Origin of the sequence: Streptomyces sp. NBC_00885 (assembly GCF_045207475.1) — a bacterium.
GTDB lineage: Bacteria > Actinomycetota > Actinomycetes > Streptomycetales > Streptomycetaceae > Streptomyces.
The window spans coordinates 7646274-7659136 of sequence record NZ_CP108796.1 but is presented as its reverse complement, the minus strand read 5'-3'; the positions used below and the strand labels follow the sequence as shown (position 1 = coordinate 7659136).

Sequence of the window (12863 nt, the reverse complement as noted above, 5' to 3'; positions counted from 1 at the left end):
ATCTGCTCAGCCACGGCGGCTCCCTTCTCGCTCTCCGCGAGCCGGACCCCCCCTCACCAGCATAGGAGCGCGCAGCTCCAGGGACCGCGCAGGGACCGGACGGCGCCGCTCCGGGCCGACCGCGCCCCGGTCCGCCGGGGACCACCACGGCTCACAGCCGCGTTCGGGGCGCATCTATAGACTTGACGCTGACCGTTTTGGTCTTATATGACCCTTTGGTGCTCTCTATGGCGACACAAGAGCCCGGCCCGTCGTCCGCCACGCAGCCGGACGATGCCCACCTCCTTCAGCAGGCGCTCGACGCGGTCAGGGTCGGGGCCTGGAACTGGGACATCCGCACCGGCGACCTGACCTGGGACGAAGAGATGCCCCTGGTCCTCGGCATCGGCCCGGACGTCTTCGACGGGCGGATCGAGACCTGGCGGAGCCTGATCCATCCCGATGACCTGCCCGTTGTGCTGGCGCAGGCCGAGCATGCCCTGAGGGAGGGCGCCGAGTACAACACCAAACACCGGGTGCGCCGGCCCGATGGCACCGTCGGCTGGGTCGCGGTCCGCGGCCGGATCGTCCTCGGCGAGGACGGCGCACCGGCCCACATGGTGGGGCGGCTCTGGGAGACCACCGAGAGCCTGGCCGCCCTGGACTCGGTCGGCCGCGCCCTGCGGCACATGAGCGACGGATTCCTCGCCGTCGACGCCGACTGGAGAGTCCTCTACGTCAACGGCCTGGCCGAGCGACTCCTCGGCCCTTCGCGGGAACTCGTCGGCCGGACGCTGTGGGACATCCCGCAAGTCAGTGCGCCCGGCCTCGAATCGGGGTGCCGCCAAGCCGTCGCCGACCGCAGGCCGACGGGGCTGGATCTGCGGTTGCCCGCCGACGGCCGCTGGTACCACCTGCGGCTGATCCCGGTGCCCGACGGACTGACGGTCTATCTGACCGATGTCACCGAGAGACGCCAGTTGGAGGAGGAGCGCCTTTCGGCGGAACACGCGGCCGCCGAACGAGCCGCACGCATAGGGGAGCTGACAGCGGCGCTCGCCGAGGCACTCACGGCAGAGGACGTGGTGGCCGCGGCCGCCGAGCGGGTGCTGCCGCTGTTCGGCGCGACGGGGCTGATCGTGCAGGCCCGTGAAGGCGGCCGGGTACAGCCCGTCGGGTCGGTCGGATACCCGCGCGCATTCCTCGACCAGCTGGCCAGGGGCGGCATCCCCGCCGGCTCCCTCAGCGAACTCGCGCTGCAGGACGGCATCCCGAGGTTCATCGCCTCGCTGGAGGAGATGGAGGCCGACTACCCGGGGATGAGCGGCCTCCCGAGCATGAGCGGGAAGCAGGCCTGGGCATTCCTGCCGCTGATGGTCTCCGGCCGCGCGGTCGGCGGCTGCGTGGTCTCCTTCGACCGGCCCCGCCGTCTCACCGGGGAGGAGCGCACCCTGCTGGTCGCGCTCAGCGGACTGGTCGCCCAGGCCCTGGAACGGGCCCGGCAGTACGACGCCGAGCACGGCCGTGCGCAGGCGTTGCAACGCGGCCTGCTCCCCCGCGCGCTGCCGTCCCTGCCGGCCGTCGCCGCCGCCGCCCGCTACCTGCCGGCCAGCGAAGGCACGCTCGGCGGCGACTGGTACGACGTCATTCCGCTCTCCGCCGACCGCGTCGCGCTGGTCATCGGCGACGTGATGGGCCACGGCCTCCCCGAGGCCGCCACGATGGGCAGACTGCGCACCGCCGTACACACCCTGGCCGGTCTCGAACTGCCTCCCGACGAGTTGTTCTCCCACCTCAACGACCTGGTCAGCGAGCTCGGCGACGATTTCTACGCCACGTGCCTGTACGCCCTCTACGATCCCGCGTCCGGACTCTGCACGTTCGCCGGTGCCGGACACCCTCCACCGGCTGTCGTCCACCCCGACGGCACGGTGCACTTTCCCGATGTCGCCGCCAACCCTCCGCTGGGCGCGGCCACGCCGCCCTTCGAAACCACGGAGCTGAAGCTGCCGGAGGGAAGCCTCCTGGTGCTCTACACCGACGGTTTCGTGGAATCCGCCCGGCGCGACATCGACAGTGGCATCGAGCAGTTGGCCAAGGCACTCACCGTCGGCCTCGACGGCGCGCGGGAATCGGGACCGGCCGAGGTCCGGGGAGCCTCACCGAGTGCCGAGTGGACAGCAGCCCACCGCCACACCGAAGCCGGGCATCTCGACCGGCTCTGCGATTCGCTTGTCTCGGCTCTCCTGCCCGCCCAGGAGGAGACCAACGACGATGCCGCTCTGCTCGTTGCCCGCACTCACACGCTCGCGGCCGAGGACATGGCCACCTGGCCCCTGCCCGAGGACCCCCTCGCGGCGGGCCTGGCCCGCGAGCATGTCCGGCATCAGCTGTCCTCATGGCAGCTCGACGAACTCGTCATGACCACCGAGCTGATCGCCAGCGAGCTGGTGGGCAATGTGGTGCGGCACGCGAAAGGCCCCGTCCGGCTGCGCCTGCTTCGGAGCCGGACGCTCATCTGCGAGGTCTCGGACGGCAGTCTCACCACGCCCCGTATCCGCCGTGCCCTGGACACCGACGAAGGAGGCCGCGGACTCCAACTGGTGGCCGCGCTCAGTCATCGCTGGGGCACTCGCTACACCTCCGACGGCAAGTGCATCTGGACCGAGCAGCCATTGCCCGAGCCCCTGCGGTGACGGCTCAGTGCTTGCCGGCGGCCTCTTTACGGCCGAACCGGCGAGAGGGCCGCCACCGCATCACGCGGGTTGCCACGGCGGCGTATGCGATGCCGACCACGAGCGAGACGATCATGGACACCACCGCGAACTGGTCCTCCAGGCGCGGGAAAACCTGCCAGTGCGTCACGTAGATGTAGAGCGAGCTGCCGGCCAGTACGCCTGCCACACGGTTGACGGAGGCCAGACTCGGCAGATTCCGCACCCACACCAGGAGGGCGAGGCCGCCGATGATGACCGCCTCGCGGGCCGGCTGCCCGAAGAGGCCCAGAACTGTCGCCACAGCTGCGGCCGTTACCAGCAGCCGCTGCCGCACAGTGGTCGCCTTCGCGGCGGCCCACCCCATGGCGAAGAGCCAGAAGACGGCCCACAACGGCAGTCCAGGGCACCGTGACCGAGGTGAGCTTCTACGGCCACGACGCCATGGTCACCGTCGACATCGACGGACTGGCGAGCCCGGTGGAGATCCGGCTCGCCGGACCCGTTGCCGTACACCCCGGCCAGCGCACCGGCATCCATGTCACGGGCGAGGCGACCCTGCACGCCTGAGTGCACGGGCCTTCATGGGCGCTGCACGCACACCGGGCGACTCAAGTATGGTGTCCCACCACATGTGCCCGTGACCTGCGCGTTTCTACGGTGTGGCGACACAACGACATTCCCGTCCCCGCCCGGAAGTGGTGACCATGGCCGCCTCGGCATCCGCCCCACCAGCCACCGCCCCCAGCTCCCTCAAGCGCATCGTCGCCGCGAGCCTCATCGGCACCACCATCGAGTGGTACGACTTCTTCCTCTACGGATCGGCCGCTGCGCTGGTCTTCAACAAGCTGTTCTTCCCCGGCTCCGACCCGCTCGTCGGAACCCTGCTCTCCTTCCTCACCTACGCCGTCGGGTTCGCCGCCCGCCCCCTCGGTGCGCTGGTCTTCGGGCACTACGGCGACCGGCTCGGCCGCAAGAAGCTGCTGGTCCTGAGCCTGTTGCTGATGGGTGGGGCGACCTTCGCCATCGGGTTGCTGCCGACGCATGCCACCGTCGGGAGCGCCGCGCCCGTCCTGCTCACCGCGCTGCGGCTGGTGCAGGGATTCGCGCTCGGCGGTGAGTGGGGCGGTGCCGTGCTGCTCGTGTCGGAGCACGGGGACGCCAAACGGCGCGGGTTCTGGGCCTCCTGGCCGCAGACCGGCGCTCCGGCCGGGCAGTTGCTCGCCACCGGGGTGCTGTCGGCGCTCACCGCGCTGCTGTCGGACGCCGCGTTCACCTCATGGGGCTGGCGCATACCCTTCCTCCTCTCCGGTGTGCTGGTGATCGTCGGCTTGTGGATTCGTCTCTCTGTCGATGAATCACCGGTCTTCAAGGCCGCGCTGGCACAGGCCGAGGAGCGCAAGGCCGCGGCCGGGCAGGCCGAGAAGATGCCGCTCGTCGCCGTGCTTCGGCACCACTGGCGCGATGTGCTGGTCGCGATGGGCGCCCGCATGGCGGAGAACATCAGCTACTACGTCATCACCGCCTTCATCCTCGTGTACGCGACGACCGCCGTGGAGATGAGCAAGCAGACCGCGCTCAATGCCGTACTCATCGCCTCCGCGGTGCACTTCGCGGTCATCCCGGCGTGGGGCGCGCTCTCGGACCGGATCGGGCGCAGGCCGGTGTATCTCATCGGCGCGATCGGCGTCGGCGCCTGGATGTTCCCGTTCTTCTCGCTCATCGACACCGGCAGCTTCGGCAATCTGCTGCTCGCCGTCACGGTCGGGCTGGTGTTCCACGGAGCGATGTACGCACCGCAGGCAGCCTTCTTCTCCGAGATGTTCGCGACCCGCATGCGGTACTCCGGTGCCTCCATCGGCGCGCAGTTCTCCTCGGTCGCGGCCGGTGCCCCGGCGCCGCTGATCGCCACCGCGCTGCTCGCCGACTACGACTCGTCGACCCCGATCGCCCTGTATGTGATCGCCGCGGCGCTGATCACGGTGGTGGCCATCGGATGTGCGCGCGAGACCCGGCAGCGGGATCTGAACGCTGTCGAGGCGGAGCCGGCGGAGGAAGCGCCCGCTGCCCGATCGGCTGATGTGCGCACCGCCTGACGGACGCAGGACACAGACTCCCGTCTGCCGCGCGGACTCCCGAGGGGGGTCCGCGCGGCGGCGCGTCCGGCTCAGCGGGCGACCGAGACGGACATGGCATGCAGACGCAGCGCCAGCTGGATCTCGAGCGCACGGCCCGGTGACTGCCAGTCGGGGCCGAGCAGCCGGCCTATTCGCTCCAGGCGCTGGGCCACGGTGTTCACATGAACGTGCAGATCGTCCTTCGTACGGGCAGGGCTCATGCCGCTCGCGAAGTACGCGTCGAGCGTGCGCACCAGGTCCGTGCCGCGCTTGCGGTCGTACTCGACGACCTCGCCCATCGTCCGCCGGACGAAGCCGTCGATGTCACCGGGGTCGGCGAGCAGCAGACCGAGGAAACCCAGGTCCTGCGCCGCCGCTCCCTGCCCGGAACGGCCGAGCAGACGCAGGGCGTCGAGGCAGCGGCGCGCCTGTTCGTACGCTCCCGCTATCGGGCCGGGGTCGCCAGCAGGCGCTGCGACCGGCGAGGAAGCGCCGACCGTGACCAACTCCCTGAGCGTGCTGCCCAGTTGTCTGGCTGTCTTGCGGGCGAGATCGGACGCGCTGTCGCGGGGGCCGAGAGGCAGCAGCAGGACGGCGCCGCCGTCGCGGGCGGCCGCCAGACCCGAGCGGGTCGCGGCCAGATGCGAGGCGGCCGACCACAGCCGCTGCCGGTCCGCGGTCTCCCGCTCCCCGGTGGCCGCCCCATCGCTGCCGCGCCCTTTGTCGTCCCGGCCGCAACCGGCGCTCTGTCCGGCCGCGACCCCTTTGGCGCCCCGCCCCGAGCCGTCCGCGCCGGGTGCGTCGATCCGTGCGGCCAGCACCACATGCGGCACGTCGAGATCGGCATGCAGGCGGGCCGCTCGCTCGCGCAGCAGCCGCGGGTCCCGGTCCGCCGCGTCGAGAAGGTCGTCGAGCAGCTCCCCCCGGACCCGCTGTTCGGCCTCGTGGGCGGAGCGCCGGGCGAGCAGCAGAAGTGAGGTGACCATGGCGGCGCGCTCCAGGGTGCGCCGGTCGACGGGGTCCAGGTCGCGGTGCCCGCGGAGCACCAGGGCCCCCAGCAGCTCACCGCCCGCCGACACCGCGGCCACCCAGTCGTCCCCGTGCTGTATCGCGCGCCCGTCGGCGCCGGCCGCTTCGAGGTCGTCGTCCCTGAACTCGACCGTGCCGTCGAGGACTTCGGACAGCGCGGCAGCCACATCATGGACGCCGCCACCGCGCAGGACGACCTCGGTCAGCCGGTCGTGGACCTCCGACGCACGCTCGATGACGCCACTGTGGTCCCGGATGATCTCGTTGGCCCGCTCCAGCTCGGCGAGGGCGGAACGGGTCTCGGCCAGCAGGTTCGCGGTGTCGATGGCGACGGCGGCATGCGCGGCGAACGAGGCGAGCAGCGCGACCTGTTCCCGTTCGAAGACTCTCGCGCGGCGGTCCGCCGCGAAGAGCACACCGATGACCTGGCTGCCGAGCATCAGCGGCACTCCGAGGATCGCGACCAGGCCCTCGTCGCTGACGGCGGTGTCGATCGCCCTGGTGTGCTCGAAGCGGGCGTCGTCGAAATAGCTGTCGGTGACATACGGCCGTGCGGTCTGGGCGACGAGCCCGCCGAGCCCCTCCCCCATGCCAAGGCGCAGCTGCTGGAAGCGTGCTGAGACCGAGCCTTCGGTGACCCGCATATAGGTGTCGCCCGCCGAAGGGTCGTTCAGGCTCAGGTAGGCGACCTCGGTGCCGAGCAGCGAGCGGGCGCGCTGCACGATCGCCCGCAGCACGGCGTCGAGATCGCGCAGTCCCGCGAGATCGTGCGCGGTCTCGAAGAGCGCGGACAGCTCGGCCTCACGCCGTCGCCGTCCCTCCAGCTCGGCCCGGACCCGAAGCGCGAGCTGCTTGGCCTGGTCGAGTGCGGCGAGCTCGTCGGGTCCGGCGCCGCTCGCGCGGGCGAGCAGCAGCGGCCGGTCGTACGCTTCGGCGGCGGCACCGCGGGCGAGGAGCTCCAGGTAGGAGGCTTGATCGTGGGACATGGACACAGGATTACCTGCCGTACGGGTGGGCGCACCAGACCTGTGGACGACGAAGCCGTTGTGGACAACCTCGTCACCCACTAATGAGCGGTCCAGCCGCCGTCGAGGGTGAGCGAGGTGCCGGTGATGAACGACGCCTGCGGGGTGCACAGATACAGCACCGCTTCGGCGACCTCCTCCGGCTCGATCAGCCGCTTGATCGCGGAGTCCTTGAGCAGTACGTCGGCGAGCACACGCTCCGCGGCCACGGAGTGGGCTGTTGCCTGGTCGGCGATCTGCCGCTCCACCAGGGGCGTGCGCACATAGCTGGGATTGACGCAGACCGATGTCACCCCGTGCGGGGCGCCTTCGAGTGCCGCGGTCTTGGAGAGCCCCTCAAGACCGTGTTTGGCGGCCACATAGGCGGACTTGAAGGCAGAGGCGCGCAGCCCATGGACGGAGGAGATATTGACGATACGGCCCCACCCCTGCGCGTACATGTGCGGCAGCGCGCCCCTGATCAGGCGGAACGGCGCTTCCAGCATCACGGTGAGCACGGTGTGGAAGACGTCCGGCGGGAACTCCTCGATGGGCCGGACCAGTTGCAGCCCCGCGTTGTTGACCAGGATGTCGGCGCCGGCCGCGGCCGCCTCGGCCGCGTCGAGATCGGTGAGATCCAGGACGTCCGGTTCGACGGCGCCCGCCAGCCCGTCGGCGTGCCCGGCGAGGGAGTCGAGGCCGTCGGCGTCCCGGTCGACGGCCCTGACCTTGGCTCCGGCGGCCGCCAGCCGCAGCGCACACGCCCGGCCGATACCGCCGGCCGCGCCGGTGACGAGTGCCGTACGGCCGCCGAGGTCGAGATCGACAGAAGGGGCAGCGAGGTGGGGTGCGGGACCTGGTGTGGTGGGGGCGGTCATGCTTCGCACCCTAGGCAGTGATGATCCGCCGACCGATGTGGTCAGCGCCCATACTTCACCGCTGGGTGGTGGGTTGGAACCATGCAGGACCCTCGGTCAGGGCCTGCTTGATCCGGAAGAGGGCGAAGTCCTTGAGCTCCGGCAGGGTGTCCGCGGAGAACCACCCCACCTCAAGCGACTCGTCGTCGTTGACACGCGCCTGTCCGCCCACCGCGCGGCAGCGGAAGGTGATGTCCATGAACTGGCACCGGTCACCGTTCGGGTAGGTGACCGGCTTGGGCAGCCCCTGGACGAGCACGACCCGTTCGGCGACACAGCGCACCGCGGTCTCCTCGTAGACCTCGCGCACTGCCGTCACGGCCGGCTGCTCCCCCGGCTCGGGAATCCCGCCGATGACCGACCACTTGCCGGTGTCGACACGTCTGCCGAGCAGCACACGGCCCTTGTCGTCGAAGACGACCGCGCTGACGCCGGGCAGGAGAAGCAGCTGATGGCCCGCATCGGCCCGGATCTGGCGGATGAAGTCAGGGGTTGCCATGTACTCGACCCTAACCGGCGTCGGCCGTCCTCACCGGCGGAGGCGTCCTCACGGGGGTCACCCGTGCCCCAGCCGACGGCACCGTGTTCTAGCCGACGTCGCGGTGCCCCAGCCGACGGTCACCGGGTCCTAGCCGGCCTCGACCGTGCCCTGCCCCGCCTTCCGCAGCCTGCGCGCCGCAGCCGCACGGGCGACGGCCCAGCCCACTCCGCCGGCCGCGACCAGCACCAGAATCCGCTCGGGCCAGGTACCGAGCCGGGTCGCCGGAGTGAGCGAGGAACGCAGCGGCACCTTGGCGACCAGGGCGTCCGGCGTGAACATCTCGGTCTTCTGGACGATCTTCCCGTCCGGCATGATCACCGCGCTGACGCCGCTGGTGACGGGGACGACAACGGAGCGCCCGTGCTCGACGGCCCGCACCCGCGACATGGCCAGCTGCTGGTAGGTCATCTCGCTGCGACCGAACGTGGCGTTGTTGCTGGGTACGGAGATCAGCTGCGCGCCGTGGGTGACCGTGTCCCGCGCGGCGTCGTCGAACGCCGCCTCGAAGCAGGTGACAAGCCCGACCCTGGTACCAGCCAGATCGAAGACACCCACCTTGTGGCCGGGGCCGAAGTCGCGCCGTACCCGGTCGACGTCGGCGCTGAAGAGCCGTACGAAGGAACGCATCGGGATGTACTCGCCGAACGGCTGCACATGACGCTTGTCGTAGGTGTTGACGGGCCCGCCCACGGGGTCCCATTCGATCAGGGTGTTGCGGAGCTTGCCGGTGTCGGGAGTGACGACGGCGCCCACGACGGTCGGTACACCGATCGCCCTCACCGCCCGGTCGATCACGAGCTTGGCGTCGGGATTGCGGTACGGGTCGAGGTCCGAGGAGTTCTCGGGCCACAGCACGAAGTCCGGCTTCGCCACCTTGCCCGCCTTCACATCGGCGGCGAGCTGCTGGGTGCGGCGGGCGTGGTTGTCGAGGACGGCGCGGCGCTGCGAGTTGAAGTCGAGCCCCAGGCGCGGCACGTTGCCCTGGATCGCGGCGACGGTCGCCGTACCGTCCTCGGCGGTGTCGTCGACAAGCGGCAGGGCGGCGAGGCTCCCGGCAACGGGGACGAGAACGGTGAGGACCGCTGCGAGCGCTGCACCGCGCGGCAGCTCGCCGCTGCGCCGATACGCGTGAACGCGGCGCGCGGTCTCGTACAGGCCGAAGCCGCACAGGACGACCGCGAAGCTGAGCAGCGGCGTCCCGCCCACCGCGGCCAGCGGCAGAAAGACACTGTCCGCCTGACCGAAGGCGATCTTGCCCCAGGGGAAGCCGCCGAACGGCATCCGCGCGCGGGCCGCCTCGCCCACGATCCACACGCCCGCGGCCCACACCGGCCAGAGAGGCAGCCGGGACACCGCGGCGATGCCCATGCAGGCGAGGGCGACGAACACCGCCTCCGCCGCCGTCAGCGCCACCCACGGCAGGGCGCCGACCTCCTCGCCCGTCCAGACGAGCAGGGGCAGCAGAAAGCCGAGGCCGGTCAGGTAGCCGAGGCCGAAGGCGGGCCGCAACCTGCGCCCGTACAAGGTCCATCCGAGCAGGGCGAACGCGGGCAGGGCCAGCCACCACAGGGGTCGCGGCGGGAAGCTGAGGAACAGCATCGCCCCGGACAGCGCGGCGGCACCCGGCCGTACGGACCGGCGCAGCAGCGGGTGGCCTGCGGCGGTGGCGGGCTGGGGGGTGTCGACGGAGGTGACGGTGGCGCTCACCCAGCGGAGTCTACGGCGGGTGGCTGTGCTCTCGGCAGTCCGGTCCGGATCACCGGATCAGCTGACAGGTCTGCGGGTCGGGCCGCCTGCCGCCGCGGGGCCACCCGCTGCCGCGACTCCGGGACCGGCTGCCAGGCCCACTGCTGCAACGTTCCTGCGCAACCCATCCACAAACACCCGCATCTGCCGTTACCGTGTGCGCCAGTCCTGCCACCCGATCCGGTTCGGCTGCTGCGGCAGGGCCCGTCACAGTTCGGGGGGTCGACGGGATGGCTGCACCGGACAGCCGGTCCGCTGCGCGCGAGCGCGGCAGCGCGACCGACGTCGCCGGCGTCGTCGTCCTCAGCGGATGCGTCGTGTGGTCGCTCGTCAGCGCGGCCGGACGCGAGGCACGGCCTGAGGGCGTACTGCTCGCCGTGTTCGCCGTCGCCGCGGGCTACGCCTGCGGCCGTATCTGCGGCACACTCCTGCCGGTCGCCGCCCCTTCCGCGGCGGCGCTCGCCGCCCTCGGTCTGGCGCTCGCATCACGGGAGGGGGTGCCCGGTGCCAACGCGGGCGCGCCCATCCAGCCGGGTCACACCGGGGCGGCCGCAGCCCTGCTGGTACTCGCCGCGGGCGCCGGCTGCTGCGCCGCCGCCGCAGCCCGCCCGCCGGTGCTGCGCCTCGCACTGCGTCTGCTCGCTCTCGCCGTCGCCTCCACCGCGCTGGCGCTCGGTTCCGTGACCGGGTTCGCCGCCGCGATCGGCGTGCTGCTCTGCTCGCTGGCGGCGGCCCGGATGCGCTGGCGGACCCTGGCGCTGGGCGGACTCGCCGTTGCCACCGCCCTGGTCGTCGCCACCACATGGGGCGTGGCCGAGGACGCCCTGCCGGAGGGACTCACGGTCTCGCTGGAGGGCCAGCTGACCCAGAACCGCGTGGCGCTGTGGCAGGACGCGGTCGCCCTCGCCAAGGAGGATCCGGTACGGGGCGTGGGCCCCGACCGCTTCGGCAAGCTGAGCACCACCGCGCAGCAGTCGCTGGGCTCCGACGGCAAGCCGCACTCCGCCTCGCTGCAGCAGGCGGCCGAGCAGGGTGTCGTGGGGGTGGCCCTGCTGGGGGCGGTCTTCGGCTGGATGCTCTACGGCCTGTGGCGCTCGCCCCGGTCCACCCCGGTGGTGCTGAGCGCGGGCGCCACATTGACGGCACTGGCGTTCCTCGCGAGCGTCGGCAACGCTCTGAGCTTCACCCCGGTGACGGCGGGTGCGGGACTGCTCGCCGGTCTGGTGACTGCCCGCATGCCGGGCGAGGGCAGCACGGGAGCGCAGCGGCACGCGGCACGGCAGAGGCACGCGGACACCCCGGTTCTGTAAGGCCGCATGGGCTCCCGCGGCAGCCGGAGGCTCAGGCCTCCGCGGGCCGGCCCGCTCCGGTGCCCGCCAGGCCGAGGCAGTGGCGGATCACCCTGACGGCCTCTTCCGCGTCGTCGACGGTCACGGTGAAGGTCCTGCCGTCGCCCAGCGTGACGACGATGCCCTCACCCCGGCGTACGACCACGGCCGTGCCCTTCTCCGGGCGCCAGCGATACCCCCAGCCGCCCCAATGCCGCGGATTGACCTTCGGGTCGAACTCCGCGCACACGACATGGGAGAGCGGGATCCTTCGCCGCGGCAGGCCCATGTAGCCGCAGCGCACCTCGACGGCATCGCGGTCCACCCGTACCGCCACATGGACGAAGGCGAGGGTCCCGTACAGGATGAACAGCCCTGCCGCGACACAGCCGATCACGGACATCAGCAGGGCGACGATTCCCGAGGTCCATGTGGAGTCGACGGCGAGCTCGACACCCAGCGCCATGCAGGCCGCGCCCGCCGCGGCGAGCAGCCACTGAATGCGGTTGGTGGCACGCCCGGTCCAGACCGCTGGCCGCGGCTCCACGGTGGGCGACGAGTCGTGGGGGTGGTCCGTCATGGACGCAGAGTACCGACCTTCCGGCGGCTCGGCAGGGACTCGGGAATCGAGTTCGGGCCAAGGACGGGGGCGGCTCGCGGGCGGGGCCGGACGGGGGCGGTGACCGTCAGTGTGCGGGGGTCACTGCCTGGAGCAGACAGCCTTCGGCATAGCTCATCGACTGCTCGGGAAGAGCGGATTCACGGCCGCTGAGCAGCACGGTGAGCCTGCTTCCCGGAGTGGCGTCAGGGGCGGGCAGTTCGCCGATACGACGCAGCGCCTGCGCGGCGACGGCCTCGGCCGAACCGTGCAGGACGACCTCCCCGCCGACGGCTGCCCTGATGCGGTCGGCGACCAGCTCGTAATGGGTGCAGCCCAGGACGACGGCCCTTACATCACCGGGAGTGAGGGCAGCCGCTGCCGCCACAGCCGCGTCGATGGCCGTCTCGTCCGCATGCTGCACGGCGTCCGCAAGTCCCGGGCAGGGCACCTCGGTCACGGTGACCGAGTCGGCGAAGTCCCGGATGAGGCCGCGCTGGTAGGGGCTGCCGGTCGTGGCGGGTGTGGCCCAGATCGCGACGGGGCCGCCGCCCGCCGACGCCGGCTTGATCGCGGGCACCGTCCCGATGACCGGGATCGCGGGCTCCAGCTCCGCGCGCAGCGTGGCCAGGGCGTGCACAGAGGCCGTGTTGCAGGCGACGATCAGCGCGTCGGGCTCGTGCGCGGCGGCCGCACGGGCCACGGCGAGCGCACGCTCGGTGATATCGCCGGGTGTATGCGGCCCCCAGGGCATGCCGTCGGGATCTGAGGACAGGACCAGATCGGCGTCCGGCCTCAGCCGGCGCACCGCGGCGGCCGCCGCGAGAAGGCCGATTCCGGAGTCCATGAGCGCGATCTTCACCCGGTCACCTTAGTCGACTGCCTTGCGG

11 protein-coding genes are annotated in these 12863 nt (G+C 71.5%); 4 read left to right on the top strand and 7 right to left on the bottom strand.

Annotation, left to right across the window (positions count from 1 at the left end):
• Nucleotides 1-227: 227 nt before the first annotated feature.
• Nucleotides 228-2675, top strand: coding sequence for a SpoIIE family protein phosphatase (locus OHA61_RS34990; RefSeq protein WP_406306389.1), 2448 nt, complete (start codon nt 228-230; stop codon nt 2673-2675).
• Between the two features lie 4 nt (nt 2676-2679).
• On the opposite strand, the gene OHA61_RS34985 is transcribed toward OHA61_RS34990, so the two are convergent.
• A complete protein-coding gene (locus OHA61_RS34985; RefSeq protein WP_406306388.1) occupies nt 2680-3060 on the bottom strand; it encodes a hypothetical protein in 381 nt (126 codons plus the stop codon).
• Between the two features lie 53 nt (nt 3061-3113).
• On the opposite strand from OHA61_RS34985, the gene OHA61_RS34980 reads away from it, so the two are divergent.
• Both OHA61_RS34980 and OHA61_RS34975 read left to right on the top strand, forming a co-directional pair.
• On the top strand, nt 3114-3263 hold the full coding sequence (locus OHA61_RS34980; protein ID WP_406306387.1) for a hypothetical protein: 150 nt from the start codon (nt 3114-3116) through the stop codon (nt 3261-3263).
• A gap of 137 nt (nt 3264-3400) precedes the next feature.
• Complete coding sequence (locus tag OHA61_RS34975) at nt 3401-4789, top strand: MFS transporter (protein WP_324983072.1); 1389 nt, start codon at nt 3401-3403, stop codon at nt 4787-4789.
• A gap of 71 nt (nt 4790-4860) precedes the next feature.
• Here the strand turns inward: OHA61_RS34975 and OHA61_RS34970 are convergent, their stop codons facing one another.
• From OHA61_RS34970 to lnt, 4 genes are all read right to left on the bottom strand, one after another.
• The gene (locus tag OHA61_RS34970; RefSeq protein WP_406306385.1) at nt 4861-6825 is read right to left on the bottom strand and encodes a helix-turn-helix domain-containing protein; all 1965 of its coding nucleotides are present in this window, start codon (nt 6823-6825) and stop codon (nt 4861-4863) included.
• An 80-nt stretch (nt 6826-6905) separates the two neighbouring features.
• Nucleotides 6906-7721 (bottom strand): 3-hydroxybutyrate dehydrogenase, encoded by an 816-nt coding sequence (locus tag OHA61_RS34965; RefSeq protein ID WP_406306384.1) that lies wholly within the window; start codon nt 7719-7721, stop codon nt 6906-6908.
• Between the two features lie 55 nt (nt 7722-7776).
• Nucleotides 7777-8259 carry an NUDIX hydrolase gene (locus OHA61_RS34960; RefSeq protein ID WP_406306383.1) on the bottom strand — a complete coding sequence of 161 codons (483 nt, stop codon included), beginning with the start codon at nt 8257-8259 and terminating at the stop codon, nt 7777-7779.
• Between the two features lie 129 nt (nt 8260-8388).
• Complete coding sequence (gene lnt, locus OHA61_RS34955) at nt 8389-10008, bottom strand: apolipoprotein N-acyltransferase (protein ID WP_406306382.1); 1620 nt, start codon at nt 10006-10008, stop codon at nt 8389-8391.
• A 269-nt stretch (nt 10009-10277) separates the two neighbouring features.
• Here lnt and OHA61_RS34950 point away from each other — a divergent pair, with 269 nt between their 5' ends.
• Nucleotides 10278-11357 (top strand): O-antigen ligase family protein, encoded by a 1080-nt coding sequence (locus tag OHA61_RS34950; protein WP_406306381.1) that lies wholly within the window; start codon nt 10278-10280, stop codon nt 11355-11357.
• Nucleotides 11358-11388: 31 nt separating this feature from the next.
• Here OHA61_RS34950 and OHA61_RS34945 read toward each other — a convergent pair whose 3' ends face one another.
• Together OHA61_RS34945 and OHA61_RS34940 are read right to left on the bottom strand one after the other, a co-directional pair.
• Nucleotides 11389-11955, bottom strand: coding sequence for a hypothetical protein (locus OHA61_RS34945; protein WP_406306380.1), 567 nt, complete (start codon nt 11953-11955; stop codon nt 11389-11391).
• A gap of 106 nt (nt 11956-12061) precedes the next feature.
• Nucleotides 12062-12835, bottom strand: coding sequence for a glutamate racemase (locus OHA61_RS34940; RefSeq protein ID WP_406306379.1), 774 nt, complete (start codon nt 12833-12835; stop codon nt 12062-12064).
• Nucleotides 12836-12863: the final 28 nt, after the last annotated feature.